Below are 23,819 nucleotides of genomic sequence, written 5' to 3' on the forward strand. Positions count from 1 at the left end.
GAACCGATTGACTAGGAATTATCGATGCGCACTCTTGTACACCTGTCGGACCTGCATTTCGGCCGCGTCGACCACACGTTGCTGGCGCCCTTGCGCGAGCGGATCGAGCACATCGCCCCGGATGTGGTGGTGGTGTCGGGCGACCTGACCCAGCGTGCCAAGTCGGAACAGTTCGAGCAAGCCCGGGCCTTCCTCGATACCCTGCCGGGGCCGCAGATCATCGTGCCCGGCAACCATGACATTTCACTGTACAACGTGTTCCGGCGCTTCGTGAAGCCGCTGGCGCGCTACAAGCGCTATATTACCGACGAGCTTGCACCGTTCTACCTGGACGACGAGATCGCGGTCGTCGGCGTGAATACGGCGCGTTCGCTGACCATCAAGGATGGCCGCGTCAGCCGTGAGCAGCTGGCGGCGATCCGGGCGCAGCTGGCAGCGGTGCCCGCCTCGGTCACGCGTATCGTGGTCGGCCACCATCCGTTCGACCTGCCCGACCATTTCGAGGACGGCGACCTGGTCAACCGTGCGCCGCGCGCGATGCAGTCTTTTGCGCAGAGCGGCGTGGATATCCTGATGGGAGGGCATATGCATGCCAGCCACACCGGCAGCACTGCGCAGCGTTACCAGATCTGCGAATACGCGGCACTGGTGGTGCAGGCCGGAACCGCCACCTCGACCCGCGGGCGCGGCGAGGTCAATTCATTCAACGTGGTCCGGGTCGAGTCGCAGAAAGTCGAGATCGACCGCTATGGGTGGGACGCGGTGCACCACCATTTCGAACTGGTCGCCACCGAAAAGTTCATCCGCGCGGGGAATATATGGACGGCGCAAAACGAGGGACTGATGGCGGCGATCTGATCGTGCGCTACGCACAGCGGCGCACGACCAGATCGTCTAGATCCAGTATTCAGCCAAACGGCCGGCCAGTTCCTTCAGGCGGTCTTTCCACGGGCGCTGGCGCCACTGCTCCAGCGTCACCTGCCTGGAGTGGCGCAAGTCCTCGTTGAAGGCACTCTCCATCTCGCGTGCGAAGGCCGGGTCCAGTACGACCACGTTGAGCTCGTAGTTGTGAATAAAGCTGCGGCGGTCGATGTTGGCCGAACCTATCGTCGACCAGATGCCGTCGATCACGGCCGTCTTGGCGTGCAGCACGGCCACCTGCAACTGGAAGATCTTGACGCCGCCGGCGAGCAGCTGCTCGTAGAAGGCATGGCCTGCATACTTGATCAGCTGGTGATCGGAGACGCCCGGCAGTACCAGCTTGACGTCGACACCGCGTTTGGCCGCCGCGATCAGGGAGTCGACGATCTGCTGGTCCGGGACGAAATAGGCCGAGGTAATGTGGATTGACTTGCTGGACTCGTTCATCGCGATCATCAGCGACTTGTAGATTTCCGAATCGCGGTCGGGCGAGGTGGCCAGTACGCGCATGACCTTGTCGCCGGCCGGGGCCAGGCGCGGGAAATAATCGACGCGCGGCAAATCGCCCGCATCCTGGCGCACCCAGTTGTCGATGAAGGCCCATTGCAGCGTCGCCACCGCCGGACCCTCGATGCGGATATGGGTGTCGCGCCAGCCGATTTTCGAGTGGTCGGCGGTGCTGGCCCGCTTCTTCGAGCGAAACAGCGAGCTGTTGGCATAGGTCTCGCTGATGTTGATGCCGCCAGTGAAGCCGATCTTGCCGTCCACGATCATGATCTTGCGGTGGTCCCGGTTGTTGAGCTGCCATTTTCCGGGACGCTTGGTGGGATCGACCGGATTAAAGATCAGCACATTGACGCCGGCCGCGCGCAGGCGCTCGAAGAATTCCTTGGGCGTGGCCAGGGTGCCGACGCCGTCGGCCATGATGTTGACCACCACGCCCTCGCGCCGCTTGGCAATCAGGACGTCGGCGAACTCGAGGCCGACCGGATCCTGGTCGAAAATATACGTTTCGAGGTTGATCGAGGTGGTGGCCGCGCGCGCCGCGTTCATCATGTCGCGCATCGTGGCGGGCCCGTCGAACAGCAGCGTCACCTTGTTGCCGGGGATGAGCGGTACACCAGTGGCCTGCTCCTCGAGCACCGCCAGCCCCTTGAGGTCGGCCGTTGCGTTCGACCAGCGCTTAGACAGCAGCTGCGAAGCCTGCTTGACGTCGAGCATGCCGCGCTGCGTCGCTACCGTGGGCGTGCGCTTGATGGGCGTATCGGGCAGCGATCCGGCATCGGGCAGGCTCTTGCAAGAGGCCACCACGCAAACGAAAGCCAGAAAGCCGATGAAGCTGGTCAGGCGCTTGTTGTTCATTTGGTTTCTCTCACGATGAGGTCGCTGCAGTGTTCGCTGCCAGGCAGCACGTGGTCCTTGGGAGTGTCTTTCGGACCGAGGAAGAAATCAATTGGCGCGGCAAGGAAACGGCGGCCCAGGGCCCGCATCAGCAGGATACCGCGCTTGAACTGGACTTTGCGCGAGCGCATCGCCACCCACAAGGCCAGGCCGAAGCTGACGAACAGGTTGACGGCGCCGATCAGCGCCACCCCGGCCGCGCCGTTGAGCACGGCTTCAAGTGGCAGCTGCTGGTCGAGCGCAACCAGTGCGGTGGCCAGGTTGGCGGTCGAGAAGGTGACATGGCGGATATCGAGCGGCAGGCCAAGCAGGTAGCCGACGGTGCCGGTCAGCCCGAGCATGAGGCCGAAAAAGAAGTTACCGGCCAGGCCGCCGAGGTTGTCTTCGATGTAGTTGGCAAAGCGGCCCAGGCGCTCGGTTCCCAGCAGACGCCGCAAACTGCGCAGCTGGCGTACGCGCTGGCCCATGCGGGTGTACAGGGCCTTGTTGTCGTAATAGCCCGAGATCAAGCCTGCCACGAACAGCCAGACGCCGGCGATGGCGGCGTAGAACAGTGCCAATCCATGGAAGGGGTCGATGTCCGCCAGCAGGTGGTAGGCCTTGACCGGGTCGACCATGTGGTTGCCGTTGATCGCCTTGTAGCCGACCGCAATCGCCCACGCCACCGGGAAGGCCAGCGCCATATTGCCCAGCACGGCGACGATCTGGGTCCGGAATACCTTGTTCACCAGCGTCGCCAGGCTGTCGACGTCGAGCCCGCGACCGTTGTCGGCCTTGTGCAACGACGCTGCGATATGCTGCGCCGTCATGGCCGGCTGCTTGGTGGCGACCGTGAAATGCAGCACGTAGATCAGGATGAAGCCGAGCGAGTAGTTCATGCTGAACAAGAAGGCTTCGACCAGCGGTGCGGTGCGCAGGTAGCCGAGCATGATCTTGAACATGGCCATGAAGCCAACGATGAAACCAGCGCCGGCGGCCGACAGGAACATGTGGCGCAGCGCGCGCCGGGTGTCCGCGACATAGTGCTCGCCGGTGCGGCTGGCGTTTTCGGTCACGTTACGCGCCAGCAGGTCGACGTTGTCGCGCAACAGGCCGCGTACCTTGTATTTGGTGTTGTGCGCCTCGATCAGTTCCTCGGCCAGCGCCACCGCCGCCAAGCGGCGTTCGCTCTCTACCGTCCCGGCAGGGGTGGCGACCGGGCTGGCCACGGCGTTACCGGTGGACGCGGACGGCAGCGCGCCGCTGACGTCCACCAGGTAGAGCAGCTTATGCAGGCGGTCGATACTCTGCTGCAGCGCCACCAGCAGATAGGTCAGGGCCACGCTGGTGCCGGTGCTGGCTCCGCCCCGGCGTATCTTGAGCACCACGTCCTGGCATTGATCCAGCATCACCAGCAGGTGGCGCGCCGGCTCCGGCGAGTCGAGCTTGCCTTCGAGATAGCGTCCGTACTCGTCGAGGTAGTGGTTGACCTCGATGTTCTGCATCAAGAAGGGCGAGTCGAAGTTTTCGATCTCGCTATAGCTATGCACCAGGCGCGGTTCCAGGCCCAGCGCGCAGATGCGGCACGACAGCGTGCGAATCGCGTCGAGGATGCCCATGACAGTGACATAGCGCGCACGTTCGGATGGAATCGGTGCGTCGATGTTCTCCAGCGGGGGCGGGGCATTGGCGATCACGTCGAACAGTTCCATCCATTCGGCCTTGGGCACCGCGCGGATCCATTCGTAGTCGGTTTCCGCGTATAGCACCTGGTTCAGCGCATCGGACAGATAGAGGTCGTTGAGTGCCGGCGGCAGGAAGCGGTAGCTGATACGGCGTTTGAGTTCGGTAACGAAGCCGTCGTTCGACAGGATGCCGATGTCGCTGTACAGGCTGGTATGGCGGCGACTCTCCAGCAGGGTCGTGATGTAGTGGTGCAGTTTCCACGCCTGGAGCGGGTTACCCTTCAGGAGCTGGGTCAGGGTGCGTACTGCCTGGAGCGGATCGTCCGATTTTTGCCACACCCAGCGGTGACGCGGGCGCAGGCAATCGACCAGGTCGACCAGCAGGTCGATGCGGTCGCTGTCGGGATCGATCCGTTCTAGAATGTCGAGCATGGGCAATGAAGGTGTTGAAAGCCGTAGTGTACGCGAGTCATCAGGGAAACATAGTTCGCCACCGAACAATAGATTGGTCGCTCGGTTACACTGGCGTGCTGCGTGATACACGAACCGACGGGAAATCCATGTACCTGACTTATTTCAACGGCAACTGGAACGAAGGCAATGTGCCGCTCTATGGCGCAATGGACCACAGCCTCTGGCTGGGCTCGTCGGTATTCGATGGCGCCCGCGCCCTTGGCGGCAAGCTGCCCGATCTGCGCCCGCACCTGGAACGCGTGATCGTGTCGGCCGAGAAGCTGGGCCTGCGTTGCCCGCTGTCGGTGGACGAGATGGAAGCGCTGGTGCGCGAAGGCGTGGCCAGGTTCCCGGCCGATGCCGAACTGTATATCCGCCCGCTGGTGTTCGGGACCGACGGCTTCCTGATCCCGGTGCCCGAGGGGAGCCGGTTCGCGCTGACCCTGTTCGACGCGCCGCTGCCGGCCTTTGCCGGGTTTTCGGCCTGCCTGTCGACCTTGCTACGCCCGCAGCCGAGCATGGCGCCGACCGATGCCAAGGCGTCAGCCTTGTACGCCAACTCGACGCGTGCCATGCGCGAGGCCAGCGCGCGCGGTTTCGACCAGGCGATCGTGCTCGATGCCGAAGGCATGGTGGCGGAATTCGCCACCTCGAACCTGTTCTTGGTGGCGCGCGACGGCGCCGTCGTCACGCCCAAGCTCAATGGCACCTTCTTGGCTGGCATTACCCGCGCCCGCGTGATTGCGCTGCTGGCGGCGCAAGGCGTGCCAGTACACGAACGCAGTGTGGCACCGGAAGAACTGTTGAGTGCGCGCGAGATCTTTAGCACCGGGAACTACGGCAAGGTGATGCCATGCACGCGCTTCGAAAGCTACGCCATGGAGGCAGGACCGGTGGCGCGCCGCGCGCGCGAACTGTACCTGGCGTTTACTGAGAAAAGCTGAGCGAGACGCGTAAGGGCATCGCGGGCCGGCCGCTAGGGCACGAACCCTTCGTCCACGAAAAAGGCCGGCAAAGCCGGCCTTTCAGTTACCACGTACGGTGCGGTTCGGGATCAGCCGCGCTCGGCGACGTAGATTTCGACGCGGCGGTTGCGTGCACGGCTCGATGCATCGTTGTTCGAGGCGATCGGCTCGCGTTCGCCGCGGCCTTCGATGGTGATGCGGTTCGGATTGACGCCGCGGTTCGCCAGGTAGTCACGGGTGCGCGCCGCGCGGTCCACCGACAGGGGCTGGTTGATGTCCGGCGAGCCGGTGCTGTCGGTGTGGCCGATGATGGTCACGGTGGTGGACGGATTCTCGTTGAGCGTGGTGGCAAAGCGCTGCAGCACCGGCTGGAAGTTGGACTTGATGTCCGAGCGGCCGGTATCGAACGACACGTCGCTTGGAATTTCCAGTTTCAGGCGGTTGTCGGAGGTTTGGCTGACCTGCACGCCGGTACCCCGGGTAGCTTGCTCCATGGCCTGCTTCTGGGCTTCCATGCGGTTGGACCAGATGTTGCCGGCGACTGCACCGAGCGCACCGCCGATGACGGCGCCGCGCGTGGCACGGCCACCGCCACCGCCGCTGGTGGTGGCGCCCAGGATGGCGCCCAGGCCGGCGCCGATACCGGCACCTTGCGCGGTGCCGCGCTGGGTGGCGCTCATATCGGCACAACCGGTGGCGGTCATCAGGACGATGGTGGCGGCGATGACCGATTTGCTCAGTTTGCTGATTTTCTTTTGCATGGTAAATCTCCTTGATTCAGAATCCGTTTCGCCGTCATACCCCCATGGGTAAGACCGCGAAACGGATCGGTTTTAACAAAAATACTGCGAAATTCTATATGCTTCGGCCGCTGATGAGGCGAACCAGGATCATGACGACGGCGACCACCAGCAGAATATGGATGAAGCCGCCGATGGTATATGACGTCACCAGGCCAAGCAGCCACAGGACGATCAGGATGACAGCGATTGTATAAAGCATGGGTGTCCTCGGTAGAAACACGCGCTCCGGCGTTGTCAAACCAGTATGGCAGGCCTGGCTATCGGCCTCTGTACGATGGCGAACGCACCGGCTATCAGGCGCAGTGCTTGTCTTTGCGCATGCCCGGGATCCAGCCCATGAAGCCGAACAGGCCAGTGATGCCGATCAGGCAGGTGATGATGCCGCCTGCCACCAGGAACACGACGTCGTGCGGCTGTACGGCGCCTGCCTGGACGTCGCTAGGGGCTGGGGCCGATAGCAAGCCAAAGCTTGCCAGGAGTAGTCCCCAGATGATGATGCCGATCCACGCCAGGCTGTTCATGATGCGTCCCTCCCAATGGTTATTGTCTGCACCGCACGCATTGTTCGCGTGATTCCATTGTCGGGTTAGCTCATCAATAAATCCGTGCGATGGCGCACATTGCTTCAAAGAAAACTATTCAGCTGCAATAAAGGCCGGGATGCTTGCGCAATCCCGGCCTTTCAGTCCATTACGACCTGGATCAGGCAACCGAGCGCAGACGACCCTTGACAATGCGGATGCGGTCGCCGCTACGCCACGCTGGCGGGTTGGTCTGGTTGAAGGTACGCACGGTACCGTCGTCCAGGCGCACCCGGATTTCGTACGTGGTGGTGGCCTTCATGTTGCCTTCGACCTGGTTGCCGACCACGGCGCCGCCGATGGCGCCGGCAGCGGTGGCGAGGGTGCGGCCGGTGCCGCCGCCGACCTGGTTGCCCAGCAGGCCGCCCAGCACGGCGCCGCCGGCGGCGCCAAGGCCGCTGCCCTCGGCGCGTTGCTTGATGGTGCGCACCGATTCCACGTTGCCGCAGTTCGAGCACCAGTTGCGGCCGGTATCGGCTGCCGCGACCTGCACGGCCTGCTTGCGCTCACGTGCCGGCTCTTCATAGTTACGTACCGCTGCCGGCAGCGTTTCACGTTGCTGGGCAGCAGGATAGGTGGGCGCCGGTGCGTAGGCTTGCGGCTGCACGGCTGCCCCTGCGGGGTAGCCAGCGGGCGCCTGCAGATAGCCAGACGCAGGCTGGCCACCCGGCGGCAGTGTCGACGCCAGTGCCATGCGGTCGGCATCGCTGAGCTGGCGTTCGCCGGTGCCGCCCACCGACGATGGAAGCCAGCCCAGGATGGCAGCTGTGCCTACCAGGCTGAACAATAGGACCGCAATTGCGGCCAGGATCATCAGGGGATGCAGGCGACCCCGTGCTGGAGGGGTAGGGGAGGTATTCATGTGGCGTCCTTTCGGGTTGGTCTTGTATGGGCCCTGCGTTGGTACGCCGGGCAGCCTGGTCATGACCCGATTGTCCTCAGGAACAACAAGGGGTTCCGTGCGTCACCGTACATACTCGCGCGTAGCGCCACGGTTACGCTGCCTAAAATTGTTTGCAAATGTATCCGATAACCGCCCCGCGGTTTGCATCCTGCACTCCACTACGAGAATCCAATGAATTTTGCCGTACCGCCGCCGTTTGCCGAGCACAACAGCAATCTGCTGCTGGCTGCGCTGCCGCCGCAAGAACTCGCCCAGGTATTGCCGCTACTGGACCCGGTTACCGTCGAGGTTGGCGATATCCTGTGCGAGGCGGGCGACCCGCTGCGCTACATTTATTTTCCCCACGACTGCCTGATCTCCCTGATGGGCGTGGCCGAAGGCCGCATGACGCTCGAAGTTGGCCTGGTCGGCCGCGAAGGCATGGTTGGCGCTACCGTCGCGCTTGGTCATGAAACTACCCAGGTGCGCGCCGTGGTGCAGCGCGCAGGCAGCGCCAGCCGGATGGATAGCGCCTGTTTCCGGACCGAAGTGGCGCGCAACGCGGCGCTGCAGCGGGTGTTGTACCGCTATACCGATACCCAGCTGGCGCAGGCCATCCAGATCGCGGTCTGCAGCCGATTCCATGTGCTCGAAGCGCGGCTGGCGCGCTCGCTGCTGGTCACCCGTGACCGGCTGCAATCGGACAAGTTTCACCTGACGCACGAGTTCCTCGCGCACGCCCTCGGCGTACGGCGCGTCGGCGTCACCAAGGCTGCCAGTGCGCTACAGCATCAAGGATTGATCATCTACAGCCGCGGCAACATCGAGATCCTCGATCCGGAAGGCCTGGCGGCGGCGTCGTGCACCTGCTATGAAATTGTCAGGGAGGTCGGCGCCCAGCCGGCGCTGAGCGTCATGTAGCCGGCAGATGGTGGGGGCGCAGGAGCTCGCCGCTTCGGAATCGGGCCAGGCGATGGGCTCCCCAAAACAAGAAAGCCCGGCTAGCCGGGCTTTCTTGTATCGCTCTCGAACAGCTTAGTTGGTCTTGTTGACCTGGTTGCCGATCACGCCGCCGACAGCTGCGCCGCCCACGGTGCCCACTGGGCTGCCACCGGTCAGGACGCCGCCGACGACCGCGCCGGCGCCAGCGCCGATCGCGGTGTTCTTGTCTTGCTGCGACATGCCGGCGCAGCCGGTCAGGCCGAGGGCCAGGGTTGCCAGCGAAGCGGTAACGACGAATTGTTTGATGGTTTTCATGTGTAAATCTCCTAAACGGTGGGTTATTTCAAGCGCAGGTCATTCCTGACCGATCGTACGCCTTTTACGGTCCGGGCAACCGATGCCACGGCCGCCACGCTATCTGCCGAGCCAACGAAGCCACTCAGCTTTACTACGCCCTGCTCGGTACCGACATCAATCTCGGTGGCCTTGAGTGCAGGATCGCGCACGATGGCGGCCTTGACACCTGCGGTAATGGTGGCGTCGTCCACGGCTTGCGCCGTTGGTCCGACGCTACCGGACATCGCACATCCTGCAAGCTGCCCCAGGAACAGCGCGGCGAGCAGGGCGGTTGTACCTAGTTGTTTCATCTTGCGAAGATGTTTGTCGAATCCATGAGACAAGAATATTTTTTTCGCTTCATCTGATCTGTTCGGCAACACACAGTAGTGCAAAATATACTTTCGTCTGGCTGCAGCCTGGAACGCGCCGGCCGTGGGCTCATGGCCGCCGGGTCTGGCCAGGGGGCGGTGCCTGAGGCTTCTCGCGTGCCTGCGCCAGCAGGCGGGCGCAGTCGGCGCTATCGCCAGGCCCGGTATTGATCAGGGGCAGCAGTGCCGCAAGTGGTGCCGCAATCGCGGCCAGCACGGCAGCGCCGCCAGCCTTCATCGCCAGCACGCCCTTGTCGACCGACACATCCGGATCGCTGAACGGCCCCCGCACATATAGCGGCGAACGCAGGGAGAACAGGCGCAGGGACTTGGTCTTGGGATCGATGCGCAGGTCCATCTGCTCGTCGGCCAGGTTAATGGCGCCCGCCACGGTAATCAGGGCTTCCTGCGTATCGACGACGAAGATGCGGGTCTTTGCGATGCCGTTGGTAACCGCGAAATCAGTGGCCAGGCAGTTGAGCTGCACCTGTTTATCGCCGAACAGCTTGGTAATGACGATATTCGCCACGTTCAATCCCATCGTTTCTAGCAGCATCTTGCTGACCTGGCCCTGGCTGATCAGCGTCTTGAACTCGCCGTTGGAGCCGGCCAGCAGGCTCGCGACCGAATTGCCCTGCGCAGTCAGGTTGGCTTCGCCATTCATCTTGCCGACGGTGGCTTTCATCTGTTCGATCTTGGGGAACAGCTTGGCGATGTCGATATTGCGCGCGGCCACCTTGGCCTGGGCCTTGATCGCCTCCGGACCTTTGCGGCCACGCCCGTCGAGGCGGATGTTCGAACGCACCGTGCCACCGGCCATGGCGAATTCGAGCGGTGCGAGCGTGAGCACGGCGTTGTGCATCTTCAGGTGGGTCGACAGCTTGCTGATCGGGAAGGCGGTATCGCGAATGATGCGGTCGGCGGCAAAGCGCACATCGGCATCGAGCTTGTTCCAGCGCTCGGTCTTGAACTGTTCAACCGGCAGCACCTTGCCCGACGGCTGGAGCACATCGGCATTGCGCTCGCGCTTGGCGGCATTGGAATCGGCACCGATCAGCGGCGCCAGGTCCTTGAAGACCAGTTGCTTCGAGCGCACATTGCCCGACAATCTTGGGCGCGGCGCGCCGGTCGCGTATTCGAGACGTCCGCGGATGTCGCTCGCGCCTACTTGCCCCTTGAAGTCGTCGTAGACCCAGTGGCTTTCTTCTCCGAGCGTTCCGGTCAGGCGGCCCGAGGTGGAGTAGGGGCCGGTGGTTGGCAGCACCACGCCGCTGAAATTGTATAGCTGGTCCATGCTGGGACCTGCGAGCTCGAGCTTGAGGTCGATCGCAGCCAGTTTCGACGGACGCGTCACCGTGCCTTCGACGGCAATGCGGGTGCGGCCCGAGCGCATCTCGGCCTGCACCGGATAAGGCGTGCCTTGCTGCTCCAGCGACAACACCGCGCCGCCCTTGCCGCCGCCGGTGACTTTGGCGCCGTTATAACTGCCATCGAGCGTCCAGCCGATGCCGTAACGCGGGTCCTGGTCGAGCGTGCGCACCAGCGCGGTGACGTCGGCCTTGGTGAGCGCATCCTTGATGTGCACCACCCCCTCGGTCAGTACCACGCGTTGGAGGTCGAGATTCCAGCGTGATCTCTCTTGGTTGCGCGTGAAGGTCCAGTTGTTGCGCTCGGTATCGAGGCGCAGCAGGTCGACGCGCGGGCCGTCGACACGCAGCAGCGGGATGCCGACCGTGCGCTGCAGCAGTGCGAACGGGTTGAGCGAGAACGAGAACTGGCGCACGCTGGCCATGTCCTGGGCCGGAAGGCCGGCCGGGTTGCCGACGTGGACATCATTGGCAATCAGGTGTGGCCAGGGAAGTTGGTCGCGCCAGGTGCGCTCGGCCGCGGTCATCGCCTGGGCGGGGCGCTCCCACTCGACGTCCAGGTTGCCGCGGATCGCGAACGGGCGGTCGATTGCGTCACTCACCCTGGCGTTGATCCAGGGCCGTGCGCGGTTCCAGTCGAAGCTCAGCACGAGCACGATCGCAATGACCGGCAGCGCTACCAGCAATCCGAGAAGGCTGAAGATGATCTTCTTGCGGCGCGCCGAATTCCCGGCCTGCGCCGCCGGCGGATTGGTGTCGGGCATGGCGGTCCTTCCCAGTATGAATGGTGATGTCGTTTAGTCTAGCTTAGCGCAGTGCACGGGATGATTGATGTGCGTTGCCGAACGCTCTGCGGTTGAGTATCAATCGTTCCGCGAACAATGTGCGGCAGCGAACCGAAGGAAGACGATAACAGGTTTATAACGTTATCTGGAACATTGCCTTGACCATAGAGCGTCATTTCACTTGATTTAATTGCAAGGAATGACGACATGGATTCTAGAACTCATCACAGGAGGAACGCGATGAAACAGAAACACCCGATGACCCACCTGGCGGCCGCTGCCGTCGCCCTGCTGGTCCTGGCCGGCTGCACCAGCCCGCAAAGAGCCCCGGCGACTGCCGATGTGGCCGTTTCGCGCAATGCCGTCGAAAACGCTGTCTCTGCCGGCGCTGCCGAACTGGCGCCAGCCGAGATCAACCTGGCGCGCGACAAAATGATCCGCGCCAACCAGGCGCTCGCCGCCAAGGACTACAAGCTGGCGCGCGAACTGGCGATCCAGGCCCAGGCCGATGCCAAGCTGGCGCAGAGCAAGGCAGCTACCGCCAAGTCTACCGCCGCGTCGAACGCCCTGAACGAAGACCTGCGCGTGCTGCAGCTGGAAGTTGACCGCGCCAATTCGCAGAACTGAGCGTTCACAAGCGCTAGCAGGGTAGCGGCGCCAAGCTGGCGGCTGCCTGTAGAAAAATAACACTCCATCACCGAAGGTCGCAACTTGCGGCATTCCCGGAAGAAAAGGACAAGCACATGAAAACACGTTCAACAATGTCGCTACTGGCCGCCGCCGTGCTCGCCACAGCCTGCGCTACCGCCCCGATGAGCACGCCGACGCTCGACCAGGCGCGTGCCGATTTTGTCTCTGCCAACAACAACCCGCTGGTGTCGCAATACGCGCCGCTCGAATTCAAGCAGGCCAGCGATGCGCTGAACCAGGCTAATGCCGCTGCCGCGCGCCGCGAAAGCCTGGGTGATGTCGACCGCCTGGCCTATCTGGCCAAGCAGCGCATTGCGACCGCGATGGAAGTTGCCAAAGGCAAGGCCGCGGAAGCCAATATCGCCGACGCCGGACGCCAGCGCACCGAAATGCGCCTGGAGGCGCGCACCGCCGAAGCCGACCGCGCCAAGCGCGAGGCCGAAGCCGCCCAGGCCCAGGCCGCCCAGGCCCAGATGCAGGCGCAGTCGGCCCAGCAACAGGCCGAAGCCGCGCGCCAGCAAGCCGCCAGCGCCCAGCAGCAAAATGCGGCGCTGCTCCAGCGCGCCGCCATGCTCGAAGCCACGCTGGTCGAACTGCAAGCCGTCAAGACCGAGCGCGGCTACGTCGTGACGATCGGCGACGTGCTGTTCGCCACCAACCAGGCGACCATGACGCCGAACGCCATGTCGACCTTGCGCAAGCTGGCCGACGTCATGACGCAGAACCCGAACCGCACCGTATTGGTCGAAGGGTTTACCGATAGCGTTGGCAGCTCTGCCTACAACATGGAACTGTCGCAGCGCAGGGCCGAGGCCGTGGCATCGGCACTGCACGGCATGGGCGTAGCGCGTGACCGCATCGCCATGAAGGCATACGGCGAAGCATTCCCTGTCGCCGCTAACGATACCGCCGGCAACCGCCAGCAAAACCGCCGTGTCGAGATCGTGTTGTCGAACGAGGGCGCGCAGATTCCGCCGCGCGCAGGCGCGCGCTGAGCGGATTCATTCAAGCTATAAGGAAACATCATGGAAGAAACAAAAAACCTGGCGCATGGCTTTGATATCGCGGCGATCCGCCGCGCGGCGGCCAACCTCGACGACGGCGCCGTCACCGAGGGCTACCAGGCCGACCGCGAAGCGGTCATCGCCATGCTCAACGATGCGCTCGCCACCGAGTTGCTGTGCGTGCTGCGCTACAAGCGCCACTACTTCACGGTGAGCGGCCCGAACACCGGCCATATCAAGGCCGAATTCCTCGAGCACGCGCAGCAAGAGCAAGACCATGCCGACCGCATTGCCGAACGCATCGTGCAGCTCAACGGCTCGCCGAACTTCAATCCGGCCACGCTGACCGCGCGCAGCCATGCCGAATACGACGATTCGGACGATGTGCAGGCGATGGTCCGTGCCGACCTGATCGCCGAACGCGTGGCGATTGAATCCTATCGCCAGATGATTCTGGCGATAGGCGACAAGGATCCAACCACGCGCGCCATGCTGGTCGACATCATGGCGGTCGAAGAAGAGCATGCCGACGACATGGCAGACCTGATGTCCTGACGGCCCGGCCGGTGTGCGGCCAACTGCCTGCGCAAACCGGCACCGCGTTTTTCCATGTATTTTGACTCATCCATTAATAACAACGGAGTAAACCATGTTCGATACCACCCGCACCATGAAATCCCAAGCCCACGCCCAATCGTTCGATAGCCATCTGTCGGATGCCCAGAGCGACACCAAGGCACTGGTACGCGACGCCCAGGCAATGCTGACCGCGGCCGCTTCGCTCACCGGCGTGAAAGCCGACGAACTGCGCGAGCGCGGCATGGAAATGCTTGACCGCGCGCTGGGTCGTGCCGGCCAGTATCAGGGCCAGGCCATGGCCAAGGGCCGCGAACTGGCGCACGAGGCCGACGTCTATGTCCAGGACAATCCATGGCGCACCGTGGCGGTCGCCGCCGGTGTCGGCGTGCTGCTCGGTGTGCTGCTGAGCCGTAAGCAATAATCGGCGCCGGGGGTTACCATGGAAAAAGACGAGAATCTCATGCATAACCCCGGCCTCATGGGCGGGATCTCCAGCCTGATGAAGAGCCTGTTCGGCCTGGTCGTGTCGCGGGTCGAACTGGCATCGCTCGAGCTGGCCGATGTGCGCAACCATGTCATCGAACTGGTCGCAATCTTCGGGGCTGCTCTGCTTGCCATCTGGTTCGCCATCGCCTACGGCACCGCGACCATCGTCGCGCTGGCCTGGGACGAGATGGGCTGGAAGATCCTGTTGATCCTGTTTCTCGTGTTTCTCGTCATTACCGGCGTGCTCGTGGCCAAGGGCCTGGCGCTGATCAAGCAGGATAAACTTGGTTTCCCTGCGACGATGAAAGAACTCAAGAACGACCGCGACATGCTGCGTTGAGCAGCGCCATGAAGGAGGGGAACGATGCACAAACATGAAGAAGGTACGACCGGTCTTGCCGGCCACAAGCACAGCACGGATCCAGTCATCCGCAAACAGGAACTGCTGCGCGAAGGCGAATTCTTTCGCAACAACGTGGCTCGTGCCAAGGCCCAGATCCGGCACAGCGCCCACCCCGAGGTGATGCTGCATGGCGTCATGGACCACGCGACCTCGGCGCTGCGGGAGCGCGCCGACGCCATGCTCAGGCCAACCGGCACGAGCGTGTCGGCCCTGATGCCCTACGCAATGGCAGCATACAACTTTGTCCGCCATCGCCGCATGGGCAGGCAGGTAGCGGGCGGCGCCCTGGTCCTGGGCGCCATCGGGTATTACCTGAACAAGCGCCGGAATCAGGCAGCGCAATAATCGTTTGGAGACGGCGGGATGACACCGCCGGCAAAGATATGGTGGGGCTTGAGCGGCGTCGCAGTTACTGGACGCCGTTTTTTTATGCCTGGGCTTGCGGGTCTGGTGGGCGCCGTGGTTCCGGGCATTACGGCGTCGGGTGCTGCTCGTCCAGACGTTGTTTCGCCTGCGCCAGATCGTTCTGATAGATCGTGCGGGCCCGCTTCATGCAGGCACTACGCTCGGCAGCAGGCCCCCGCTTGCAGGCATTGCTTGCTTCTCTGAGTGCCGCACCCATTTCCTTGTGTATGGTACGCAGCCGTGCTTCACGGGTCGCGTCCTCGCGGTACCAGCGCTGTGGGTCGCCCTGGGCGATTTCCCGTGCTTGCTGGCGTGCGGCAACTGGGTCGACAAGGGCGTCGCCATGGGGGTGGGCATGGGTCTGGGCGTGGGCAGCCAGGCTCCAGCCCAGCAGGCAGGCGCAGGCGCAGGCCGCGCGTAAAAGTTGAGTGTGGTATCGCATGCTATTCCTCCAACCAGATGAGCTACTGATAGGGCTGCTCGATGCAGCCAGGAGACTTGCTGGATAACCATGGCGCCCGGCCGGCATGCGGGCCGGAGGGGCCAGGGACCGGTTCCGGGGAGGGCCCCATGGGGGCGTTACCCCGGTCCGGACAACGAATCAATAACGGTAGACGCGGCCGTCGACGATACGCACGCGGTTGCCCACGCGCAGGTCGTACACGCTGTCCTGGGTTACGGCGCGGTATTCACCGTTATCCATGCGTACATTGATCTGATACTGCTCCTGGTCGCCGGCATTGCGGTTGCGCTCGACATTGTTTCCGATGGCCGCGCCGGCTACACCGCCTGCCACGGTCGCTGCCGTGCGGCCGCTGCCGCTGCCGACCTGGCTACCCGCCAGTGCGCCGACCACGCCGCCCAGGATGGCACCGGCGCCGCTGGTGCGGTTGGCGCCCTGGGTGACCTGGATCGATTCGATTGTGCCGTAGCCCATCGATGCGTTGTTATAACCACTGTTATAACCGCTGTTATATGGCTGCGAAGTGCTGGCGCAACCGGTGAGCAGGGCCGAAGCTGCGAGTACCGCAGCAGCAAAGGTACGGGATGCTTTCATGTTGTTCTCCTGACAAAAGTGTGAGTCCAGCATAGTCATCGCCACTGCCGGGGTCTGTGCGTTGCCTAACCGTCCTTGCTTGTCGTTCTACTTATAGGCAAACGCTTTTGGCGGACGTTCATTGTTGTGTAAAAGCTCATGTGTTCGCCAGCGAACAGAAGAGACGCGGCAGCCCGTGTAAAACGTCATTAGTGTGTTGACAAACGGAGAACAAAAAATGAGAACGACCCATGCATCCCTGCTGATCGGTGCTGTGCTGGCCTGGTCTGGCGCGGCGCAAGCCCAGGTCGCACCGGATTCGAAAGCGGTCTATAAACAGGCACGTGCCACCGCCGAGGCGAACTTCAAGGGCGCCCGTGCCCGCTGCGATTTAATAGCCGGCAATCCGCACGACCTGTGCATGGCTGAAGCCAATGCCGAGCGCGTCCGGGTCGACGAAGAAGCCCGGGCCGCCCACAAGAATACCCTGTCGGCGTATACCAAGGCGCGCATGCGGATTGCGTCGGCCAATTTCAAGCGCGACAAGGTCCGCTGCGCAGCCGTCACCGGCAACGACCGCGATGTGTGCCTGGAGCAGGCCAAGGCGACCCTGGTTGCCGCACAGGCTGATGCCAAGGCCGACCGCAAGAGCATCGAAGCGCGCCTCGATGCGCGCGAGGACAAGCTCGCCGCCGAATACCGTGTCGCGCTTGAAAAATGCGATGCCTACGCCGGTGCAGTCAAGGACCAGTGCGTCAGCTCTGCCAAGACGGCCTTCCGGAAATGAATTGCGGGCCGGCGTGCCGGCCCGCACCGCCCTCACGGGCTTGCTTTAGTAGTATTACCAGTAGTTATCATCCGCACGTAAAATCGCGGTTACCATTATCCTAGGAGCTATCATGAAAATTGCACAACACCTCGTTACCGCCTCTTTCGCTGCCGTCATCGCCATCACTTCGGTTGGTTGCGCTTCGACCCCGACCAGCACCAGCGCCGGCGAATACGTCGACGACGCCGTCATCACCACCAAGGTGAAGGCTGCCTTCGCTGCCGACCCAACCGTCAAGGCTACCGAAATCAACGTCGAAACCTTCAAAGGCGACGTCCAGCTGTCGGGCTTCGTCGCCCAGCCAGGCGATGCCCAGCGCGCTGTTGAAATTGCGCGTGGCGTCAAAGGTGTAAGCTCGGTCAAGAACGACATCCGCGTCAAGTAATTTAATGTCCCGGGGCGGCCCGGCTCCATTGTCAAGGTACCATCCATGCAGCTTGCACCATCCGATCCGGCACCATCTGCTGCGTTAGCGCCTGACAATACCGCCCCGGCGGCGCCGGCCCCTGGTGGGCCTGGCGTGGAGCCCCGCCCTGCGGGCGATGAGCTCACCATGCACGCAGGCGGCCTGCGGCTGCCGCTGCACGTCAATGCGCGTGGCCTGTCGCTCGGCATCCTCGCTACCATCGCCACCATCTTCGCACTGCAATGGGCGCAAAAGTTCTTTGTCCCGCTGCTGCTCGGCATCTTCATCGCGTATACCCTCAACCCGGTCGTCAGATGGCTTGAGCGCAGGCGTGTCAAGCGCGTCATCGGCGCGACCATGGTCACCGTGCTCATCCTTACTGCGATGGGTGGCACCCTGTACCGCCTGCAAGACGAATTCTTCAATATCATCGACGAGCTGCCCACGCTCACACACAAGGTCACGCGCATCCTGACCAGTAGCGGGCAGGCCGGCGAACGCTCGACCATCCGGCAAGTGCAGGCAGCCGCGGCCGAGATCGAGCGCGCGGCATCGGACGCCGGCGGCGGCGAAGAACGCCGCACCATCCAGAAGCGCACCCAGTCGGTGCCGCCGGTGCCAGACAGCGGCGCCCCGGGCATCCGCGTCATGGACTGGGTGCTTGCCGGATCGGTGAGCCTGGCGACCTTCCTGTCGCAGGCCACCATGGTGATCTTCCTGGTGTTCTTCCTGCTGCTGGCAGGCGATACCTTCAAGCGCAAGCTGGTCAAGCTGACCGGCCCTTCGCTCACGCGCAAGAAAGTCACCGTTCACATCCTGGACGACATCAATAGCTCGATCCAGAACTACATGTTCATGCTGCTGGTGACAAATACCATCCTGGCGCTGCTGACCTGGGCGGCGCTGCGCGCCATCGGCCTGGAAAACGCCGGCGCCTGGGCGGCATTTGCCGGTGTGGCCCACGTCATTCCTTACTTCGGCCCGCTCCTGATCACCATCGCCACCGGCGCCGTGGCCTTCTTCCAGTTCGAATCGCTGCGTATGGTGATCCTGGTCGCCGGCTCTTCGCTGGGCATCGCCACACTGGTCGGCATGGTCGTCACCACCTGGATGACTGGCAAGATCGCCAAGATGAATCCGGCTGCCGTATTCGTCAGCCTGCTGTTCTGGGGCTGGCTGTGGGGAATGTGGGGCTTGCTGCTCGGTATTCCTGTGGTAGTGGTGCTGAAAGTGATCTCGGAGCGGGTCGAGGGAATGGAAGTCGTCACAGAACTGCTGGGCGAGTAGGGGGGCTTCGTATGCCAGGCAGCCCGATCTGATATCGGGCCTGCCGGAATTGCCTGGCCCGGTTCCCTAAGCCCAGCTGGCACCATCGAGGTGCCTGAGGTGCCAGCTGAGGTGTCAGTTGATAAAGCGGGCCGATCGCGCCCAGCCTGCTGGCCTAACTGGCGCGACCATCCTTCCATTTCTTGGTCGGCAGCGGTGCTTTCTTCCCTGGCTTGTCGCGCGGAAGGTCGCCGGTTTCTTCCTTCGGCTTGTGCTTGAGGCTTCCCATCTTGAGCGCATACTGGCGCGCAAACTCGGCCCCAAGAAAGAAGATCTGGGCCGAGTAATACACCCACAGCAGCAAGGCAATCAAGGAGCCGGCCGCGCCGAAGCTGTCGGCGGCGCCACTGTTGCCGATGTACAGGCCAATCAGGAACTTTCCGAGAGAGAACATGGCTGCGGTGCCGAGTGCACCGATGATCACGTCATGCCATGACAGCCTGATCCGCGGCAGCAGCTTGTAGATCACGCCGAACAATACCGCGATGACCACGAAGCTGATGCCCCTGGCTACCCAGCCCATCACGAATGCCGCATCCTTCCACATGTCGCCGATATAGTTTTCGATCACGGCCAGGCCGGCACTGACCGCCAGCGAGACCAACAGCAGGAAACCCAGCACCAGGATCAGGCCGAACGACAGCAGGCGGGTACGTATCAGGTCCCAGAAGCCGGCGTCTTTCGGTGGCGGGACGCCCCAGATTTCGTCCAGGCTGTCCTTGAGTTCCGCGAACACAGTAGTGGCACCGATCAGCAGCAATACGCCGGCGACGATGGTCGCGAAGCGACCGTCCTCCTGGTTGCGTGCACCCGCCAGGATGGTCTGGATGGTCTCTGCGCCCTGGGCGCCGACCAGGCCGCGCAATTCGTCGAGCAATTGTCCTTGCGCTGCATCGTGTCCGTAGAACATGCCGGCGACGGCAATGACCAGCACCAGGATCGGCGCCAGCGAAAACAGCGTGTAGAAGGCCAGTGCGGCCCCCTTGCTGGCAGCGCGGTGCGCCAGCCATTCGGTGAAGGCGCAGCGCACGACGCCGATCAGGCCACGCGAATAGAGCTGCCACTTTTTTACATCCATCGTACTTCCTCCAAATGAAAAAGGGGGCCGAAGCCCCCTGTCAGCACAGCTGCAATGCCTGCTCTGGTAGCGCCGCGCGCGGCCCTGCCGAACGGGCATGCCAGCCGTTGATTACTGGACGCGCTTTTCGACGGTGATCTGCTCGACTTCGACGCGACGGTTAGGTTCGAGGCAATCGATCAGCGCCTTGCGGTTGGTCTCGCTGCACTGGACCAGTGGATTGGCTTCGCCCTTGCCATAGGCCTTCAGACGGTTGCCGTCGATGCCCTTGCTGACCAGGTAGTCACGCACGGCGTTGGCGCGGCGCTCGGACAGCGCCAGGTTGTATTGCTCGGAACCGAGGCGGTCGGTGTAGCCCACGATGTCGACGTCGGTGACGCTTGGATCGGCCTGCAGGGCGGCAGCGATTTCATCGAGCTTGGGCGACGGCATGATGATGTCGGCCTTGTCGAATTCGAACAGCTTGGTTGCTTCGAGCGTTACTTTCTCGAATCGCGCCTGCGGTGGTGCGACCGGTGCCGGTGCCGGTGCCGGGGCCGGTGCTTCAGCCATGGGCGCTGGGGCGGGGGCCGGTGCGGCGGCGACCGGCGGCGGATTGAACGCGTAGTTCAGGCCCAGGGTGAAGTATTTATTGTTGCTGCGCTCGAAACCGAACTGCTCGTCGTCGCGCAGGAAGCCGCGCACGCTGCGCAGGTCGGCCTGGAGCGACCATTGTGGGCTCAGCGACGCCTGGAAGCCGATACCCGCGGTCAGGTAGGGAGAGTTCTTGCCAACGTTACGCAGGAGATTCTGTACCTTGTCGCGCTCGAGGCCGAGACCGAACAGCACGAACGGGCGGAAGCGGTCGCGTGAGAACATCAGCAGGGCGTCGGCGCCCAGCAGCGTCTGGCGATAGCGCGCCGGACCCTCTTCGAAGCGTACCTGGCTCGCACCGAACTGGATGTCCCACATTGGCGACACGGCCTTGCCAAACTTGAGGCCGCCGCCCCATTCGCGGTCGCGCACGCCGAAGTCGACATCTGGTTTGACATGGATAACGTTAGGCTGGATGTACCACGATGGATTGATTTCCTGGGCCAGGGCGGTGCTAGCCGAGCACAGCATGGCTACGGCGAGGGCGATCTTCTTCGAATTAATCACAGGTAACTCCCATAAGGTGAAGGGTGGTTGACATCGCAAGCTGTACGGCAGATGTTGGATAAAGAATAACAGTGCAGGCTCCACCACCTCAGTGCGGTATCGCACTAATTAGTATAGTCGTGTGCGAAATTACAACAGTGACGAGAATACAACAGAATGTTCAGTCGTGCGCTCTTTGTCCGGGCATGCGTGTACCGTTGGGTCGCGTTGAAAGATAGTGGAGCGAGTACGCTCGTGAGAAATGCTTGTGGGAATGACTCCGAATGTTGGATGGCGCACAGACCATAAAGGCTGACGCAGGCAATCTTGAGGCTAGTTAAGCGGAACCGAGGTGTTGTCAGGGTGTCAAACGACACACAGCGACCCGGACCACACAGTCTCACTCTTTTATTGGAGCTCACCAATATGCATGCAACGACTCACCACAACGCGGTGCAAGGCGACATCGGCGTAGTACACACTTCCAGCAATTCGGCGCTGATCGAACGCGTTCCCCCGCAACCAACCGAACGTGCGCCGATTTCGCTGGCACCGATCGAACGTGTGCGTTCGACTTCGGCCACCCAGCGTCGGATCGAGAACATGCAAAAGCTGATCAACGAGCTCTCGACCCATGAAATGCTGGCGGACGAAATCGCCTGGTTCCTGAAGTTCTCGCCCTCCGGCGCCCGCAAATACATCCGCGACCTGCGCGAAGCCGGCGTGATCGAACTGGCCCGTTATATCGAAGGCACCGCTACCTACCTGGGCAAGGCCGTGTACCAGATCTGCCCTGACCAGGACCGCGTTAAGGCTTTCCTGGCTGCTATTTGCCAGCCAAAGCGCGAAGGAGCCGCCCCGCGCAAGGAACGTCCCGGGCTGCGCGAGCAGAACATGGCTGGCAGCGGCCGCCACTTCCACATCCTGGCCGACGATACCCACTATGCGATCCGTGTGAACCGTAATCCGGTTACCCGTGATCCACTGGTTGCCGCTCTGTTTGGTCCGCCGCCAGTGCAGAACGCCAAGTAAGCCGATCGAGCAACGCGCCGCCGTGCGCGCCCGGTCCACGCGGAAGAGACCCGCGCGGCAACCGGTCCGACGATCGCTGTCGTCCTTTATGCCGCGCCTTGTGCGCGGCTTTGTTTTACGTGCGTCGTTAATAACGGTTTATTTTTCAATTGCACAATTATTTACGGTCGGCGAATTGAAATTCCGTCAATAAGCCCGATGTCCGTTTCACCACGGCAGTGCAGGCCGTTCACAGTGAAGGAAATTCGATGTCGCAGACCGCCAACGCAGCCCCCCAACTTCCCAGCCCCGATACTCTCCAGGGCAGGCCTGTTCCGAGCGTTACCTTCAAGACGCGCTCCGGCGCAGAATGGAAAGACTTGAGCTCGGATGAGTTATTCAGTGGCAAGACCGTGGTGGTGTTCTCGCTGCCCGGCGCATTCACGCCGACGTGCTCTTCGAACCATTTGCCGCGATACAACGAACTGGCGCCGGTGCTGCGCGCAAACGGGGTCGACGATATCCTGTGCATGTCGGTCAATGACGCCTTCGTCATGAACCAGTGGAAGGCCGGTCAGGACGCCACCAATATCACCGTGATCCCGGATGGGAACGGTGATTTCACGAAAGGCATGAACATGCTGGTCGACAAGCGCGATCTCGGCTTCGGGCAGCGTTCCTGGCGCTATGCGATGCTGGTCAAGAATGGCGTGATCGACAAGATCTTCATCGAGCCCGAGCGCGAAGGCGACCCGTTCGAGGTGTCCGATGCCGATACCATGCTTCACTATATCAACCCTGAGGCACGGATTCCCGACGCAGTCGTGGTGTTCTCACGCCCGGGGTGCCCGCACTGTGCGCGTGCCAAAGCGGCATTGAAGGAGAATGACATCACGTTCACCGAAGTGTTGGAAGACCAGAAAATAACGGCCAATGTACTGCGTGCCATCACTGGCAGCATGACATGGCCCCAGGTCTTCGTCGGCGGCAAGCTCATCGGCGGGGCCGACGAGGTGCTCGATTACGTCAACCAGCAAGGACGCTAAATGGAAGGCATCATCGCCGGCCTCCTGGCAACTGGCCTGCTGGCGGCATGGCTGCTGCCGAAATGGCGCCTGCGCCGGGCGCTGGCGCGTCCACTCGCTCCGGCACTGGTTACTATTCTTGCGCGCAATGTCACCCAATACCCCGGCATGGACCAGGCCGGGCAGCTGCGGCTGCAAGCCCTGGTCCAGCAATTCCTGCATGAAAAAACCTTCGTCGGCTGCGCCGGACTGGACATGACCGACGAGATGCGCGTCACCATTGCCGGCCAGGCCTGCCTGCTGGTGCTGGGACGGGCCGGGGATGCGACCCCGGCCGAGGTCTATCCTTCGCTGCATGCGGTGCTAGTCTATCCCGGGGCGTTTCTGGCGCGGCGGCGCGAGGTCGATGCCGCCGGGGTAGTGTCCGAGCAGCCGCAGGACTTGCTGGGCGAGTCCTGGGGCGATGGCCGGGTAATCCTGTCCTGGGACCATGTGCGCCGTGCCGGCGTAGACGAGCCGGCCGGAAGCCATAATGTCGTGCTGCACGAATTTGCCCACCAGCTCGACAGCGAATCAGGCAGCACCAATGGGGCGCCTTACCTTGGCAGTACTGCGCGCTACCGCAGCTGGTCCGAAGTGTTGTCGCGCGACTTTGACCAACTGCGCCATGAAGCAATGTGGGGACACCAGGGCGTGCTCGACCATTACGGCGCAAGCAGCCCGGCCGAATTCTTCGCGGTGGCCACCGAAAGCTTTTTTGAACAGCCGCACCGGCTGGCGCGCCGCCATCCCGAGCTGTTCGGGGAGTTTCTTAAGTATTACCGGCTCGACCCGCGCGTGTGGATGGCGGAACCGGCCGACTCCCTGGACGAACCCGCCGACGGGCAGTTGGTCTACGGGCAATGGCGGTAAATTGCGTGCGTCTGCGTACAGAGGGCGCGCGGCGCAAG

28 protein-coding genes are annotated in these 23,819 nt (G+C 62.6%); 15 read left to right on the forward strand and 13 right to left on the reverse strand.

What is annotated here, in order from left to right:
* Window positions 1-24 precede the first annotated feature (24 nt).
* Entirely contained in the window at window positions 25-858 is an 834-nt protein-coding gene (locus tag NRS07_RS08405) for a metallophosphoesterase (RefSeq protein WP_259212476.1), read from the forward strand.
* Window positions 859-894: 36 nt separating this feature from the next.
* On the opposite strand, the gene cls is transcribed toward NRS07_RS08405, so the two are convergent.
* Complete coding sequence (gene cls / locus NRS07_RS08410; protein ID WP_259212477.1) at window positions 895-2,283, reverse strand: cardiolipin synthase; 1,389 nt, start codon at window positions 2,281-2,283, stop codon at window positions 895-897.
* Window positions 2,280-4,418 (reverse strand): site-specific recombinase, encoded by a 2,139-nt coding sequence (locus tag NRS07_RS08415; RefSeq protein WP_259212479.1) that lies wholly within the window; start codon window positions 4,416-4,418, stop codon window positions 2,280-2,282. The genes cls and NRS07_RS08415 overlap by 4 nt, the downstream gene beginning before the upstream one ends.
* Window positions 4,419-4,546: 128 nt before the next feature.
* On the opposite strand from NRS07_RS08415, the gene NRS07_RS08420 reads away from it, so the two are divergent.
* Entirely contained in the window at window positions 4,547-5,383 is an 837-nt protein-coding gene (locus NRS07_RS08420) for a branched-chain amino acid aminotransferase (RefSeq protein WP_259212480.1), read from the forward strand.
* Between the two features lie 110 nt (window positions 5,384-5,493).
* On the opposite strand, the gene NRS07_RS08425 is transcribed toward NRS07_RS08420, so the two are convergent.
* The 4 genes from NRS07_RS08425 to NRS07_RS08440 all read right to left on the reverse strand — a co-directional run bounded on the left by NRS07_RS08425 (window position 5,494) and on the right by NRS07_RS08440 (window position 7,650).
* A complete protein-coding gene (locus NRS07_RS08425) occupies window positions 5,494-6,165 on the reverse strand; it encodes an OmpA family protein (RefSeq protein ID WP_259212481.1) in 672 nt (223 codons plus the stop codon).
* A gap of 94 nt (window positions 6,166-6,259) precedes the next feature.
* On the reverse strand, window positions 6,260-6,406 hold the full coding sequence (locus tag NRS07_RS08430; protein WP_259212483.1) for a lmo0937 family membrane protein: 147 nt from the start codon (window positions 6,404-6,406) through the stop codon (window positions 6,260-6,262).
* A 94-nt stretch (window positions 6,407-6,500) separates the two neighbouring features.
* Window positions 6,501-6,728 (reverse strand): hypothetical protein, encoded by a 228-nt coding sequence (locus tag NRS07_RS08435; protein WP_259212484.1) that lies wholly within the window; start codon window positions 6,726-6,728, stop codon window positions 6,501-6,503.
* 181 nt (window positions 6,729-6,909) lie between these two features.
* Entirely contained in the window at window positions 6,910-7,650 is a 741-nt protein-coding gene (locus NRS07_RS08440; protein ID WP_259212485.1) for a glycine zipper 2TM domain-containing protein, read from the reverse strand.
* A 213-nt stretch (window positions 7,651-7,863) separates the two neighbouring features.
* Between NRS07_RS08440 and NRS07_RS08445 the strand changes: the two genes are divergently transcribed.
* Window positions 7,864-8,592, forward strand: coding sequence for a Crp/Fnr family transcriptional regulator (locus NRS07_RS08445; protein ID WP_259212486.1), 729 nt, complete (start codon window positions 7,864-7,866; stop codon window positions 8,590-8,592).
* A 114-nt stretch (window positions 8,593-8,706) separates the two neighbouring features.
* Here the strand turns inward: NRS07_RS08445 and NRS07_RS08450 are convergent, their stop codons facing one another.
* The 3 genes from NRS07_RS08450 to NRS07_RS08460 are packed head-to-tail and all read right to left on the reverse strand — an operon-like array spanning window position 8,707 to window position 11,451.
* On the reverse strand, window positions 8,707-8,928 hold the full coding sequence (locus tag NRS07_RS08450) for a glycine zipper 2TM domain-containing protein (protein ID WP_259212487.1): 222 nt from the start codon (window positions 8,926-8,928) through the stop codon (window positions 8,707-8,709).
* A gap of 23 nt (window positions 8,929-8,951) precedes the next feature.
* Window positions 8,952-9,332 carry a BON domain-containing protein gene (locus NRS07_RS08455; protein ID WP_259212489.1) on the reverse strand — a complete coding sequence of 127 codons (381 nt, stop codon included), beginning with the start codon at window positions 9,330-9,332 and terminating at the stop codon, window positions 8,952-8,954.
* A 58-nt stretch (window positions 9,333-9,390) separates the two neighbouring features.
* Window positions 9,391-11,451, reverse strand: coding sequence for an AsmA family protein (locus tag NRS07_RS08460; protein ID WP_259212490.1), 2,061 nt, complete (start codon window positions 11,449-11,451; stop codon window positions 9,391-9,393).
* A 261-nt stretch (window positions 11,452-11,712) separates the two neighbouring features.
* On the opposite strand from NRS07_RS08460, the gene NRS07_RS08465 reads away from it, so the two are divergent.
* From NRS07_RS08465 to NRS07_RS08490, 6 genes are all read left to right on the forward strand, one after another.
* A complete protein-coding gene (locus NRS07_RS08465) occupies window positions 11,713-12,099 on the forward strand; it encodes a DUF4398 domain-containing protein (protein ID WP_259212491.1) in 387 nt (128 codons plus the stop codon).
* A gap of 116 nt (window positions 12,100-12,215) precedes the next feature.
* Complete coding sequence (locus tag NRS07_RS08470; RefSeq protein WP_259212492.1) at window positions 12,216-13,157, forward strand: OmpA family protein; 942 nt, start codon at window positions 12,216-12,218, stop codon at window positions 13,155-13,157.
* A gap of 30 nt (window positions 13,158-13,187) precedes the next feature.
* Window positions 13,188-13,721: a bacterioferritin gene (locus NRS07_RS08475; protein ID WP_259212493.1), complete on the forward strand. Its 534-nt coding sequence runs from the start codon at window positions 13,188-13,190 to the stop codon at window positions 13,719-13,721.
* A 94-nt stretch (window positions 13,722-13,815) separates the two neighbouring features.
* Window positions 13,816-14,166 carry a YqjD family protein gene (locus NRS07_RS08480; RefSeq protein WP_259212494.1) on the forward strand — a complete coding sequence of 117 codons (351 nt, stop codon included), beginning with the start codon at window positions 13,816-13,818 and terminating at the stop codon, window positions 14,164-14,166.
* Between the two features lie 39 nt (window positions 14,167-14,205).
* Window positions 14,206-14,571: a phage holin family protein gene (locus tag NRS07_RS08485; protein WP_259212496.1), complete on the forward strand. Its 366-nt coding sequence runs from the start codon at window positions 14,206-14,208 to the stop codon at window positions 14,569-14,571.
* A 24-nt stretch (window positions 14,572-14,595) separates the two neighbouring features.
* Window positions 14,596-14,979 (forward strand): hypothetical protein, encoded by a 384-nt coding sequence (locus tag NRS07_RS08490; RefSeq protein ID WP_259212497.1) that lies wholly within the window; start codon window positions 14,596-14,598, stop codon window positions 14,977-14,979.
* Window positions 14,980-15,106: 127 nt separating this feature from the next.
* Here the strand turns inward: NRS07_RS08490 and NRS07_RS08495 are convergent, their stop codons facing one another.
* A complete protein-coding gene (locus NRS07_RS08495) occupies window positions 15,107-15,481 on the reverse strand; it encodes a hypothetical protein (protein WP_259212499.1) in 375 nt (124 codons plus the stop codon).
* Between the two features lie 159 nt (window positions 15,482-15,640).
* Entirely contained in the window at window positions 15,641-16,096 is a 456-nt protein-coding gene (locus NRS07_RS08500) for a glycine zipper 2TM domain-containing protein (protein ID WP_259212501.1), read from the reverse strand.
* Window positions 16,097-16,313: 217 nt separating this feature from the next.
* Here NRS07_RS08500 and NRS07_RS08505 point away from each other — a divergent pair, with 217 nt between their 5' ends.
* The 3 genes from NRS07_RS08505 to NRS07_RS08515 all read left to right on the forward strand — a co-directional run bounded on the left by NRS07_RS08505 (window position 16,314) and on the right by NRS07_RS08515 (window position 18,597).
* Entirely contained in the window at window positions 16,314-16,862 is a 549-nt protein-coding gene (locus tag NRS07_RS08505) for a hypothetical protein (protein ID WP_259212503.1), read from the forward strand.
* Between the two features lie 112 nt (window positions 16,863-16,974).
* Window positions 16,975-17,289 (forward strand): BON domain-containing protein, encoded by a 315-nt coding sequence (locus NRS07_RS08510; RefSeq protein ID WP_259212504.1) that lies wholly within the window; start codon window positions 16,975-16,977, stop codon window positions 17,287-17,289.
* Window positions 17,290-17,334: 45 nt separating this feature from the next.
* Window positions 17,335-18,597, forward strand: a complete 1,263-nt coding sequence (locus NRS07_RS08515; protein WP_259212505.1) for an AI-2E family transporter — start codon at window positions 17,335-17,337, stop codon at window positions 18,595-18,597.
* Window positions 18,598-18,751: 154 nt separating this feature from the next.
* Here the strand turns inward: NRS07_RS08515 and NRS07_RS08520 are convergent, their stop codons facing one another.
* Both NRS07_RS08520 and NRS07_RS08525 read right to left on the reverse strand, forming a co-directional pair.
* Window positions 18,752-19,714, reverse strand: coding sequence for a YihY/virulence factor BrkB family protein (locus tag NRS07_RS08520; protein ID WP_259212506.1), 963 nt, complete (start codon window positions 19,712-19,714; stop codon window positions 18,752-18,754).
* Between the two features lie 111 nt (window positions 19,715-19,825).
* The gene (locus NRS07_RS08525; RefSeq protein ID WP_259212507.1) at window positions 19,826-20,854 is read right to left on the reverse strand and encodes an OmpA family protein; all 1,029 of its coding nucleotides are present in this window, start codon (window positions 20,852-20,854) and stop codon (window positions 19,826-19,828) included.
* Between the two features lie 405 nt (window positions 20,855-21,259).
* Between NRS07_RS08525 and NRS07_RS08530 the strand changes: the two genes are divergently transcribed.
* From NRS07_RS08530 to NRS07_RS08540, 3 genes are all read left to right on the forward strand, one after another.
* The gene (locus NRS07_RS08530; protein ID WP_259212508.1) at window positions 21,260-21,865 is read left to right on the forward strand and encodes a winged helix-turn-helix domain-containing protein; all 606 of its coding nucleotides are present in this window, start codon (window positions 21,260-21,262) and stop codon (window positions 21,863-21,865) included.
* A 248-nt stretch (window positions 21,866-22,113) separates the two neighbouring features.
* A complete protein-coding gene (locus NRS07_RS08535; RefSeq protein WP_259212509.1) occupies window positions 22,114-22,890 on the forward strand; it encodes a glutathione peroxidase in 777 nt (258 codons plus the stop codon).
* Window positions 22,891-23,781 (forward strand): zinc-dependent peptidase, encoded by an 891-nt coding sequence (locus NRS07_RS08540; RefSeq protein ID WP_259212510.1) that lies wholly within the window; start codon window positions 22,891-22,893, stop codon window positions 23,779-23,781.
* Window positions 23,782-23,819: the final 38 nt, after the last annotated feature.

The sequence above is a fragment of the Massilia sp. H6 genome, assembly GCF_024802625.1.
In the GTDB taxonomy this organism is placed as follows: domain Bacteria; phylum Pseudomonadota; class Gammaproteobacteria; order Burkholderiales; family Burkholderiaceae_D; genus Telluria.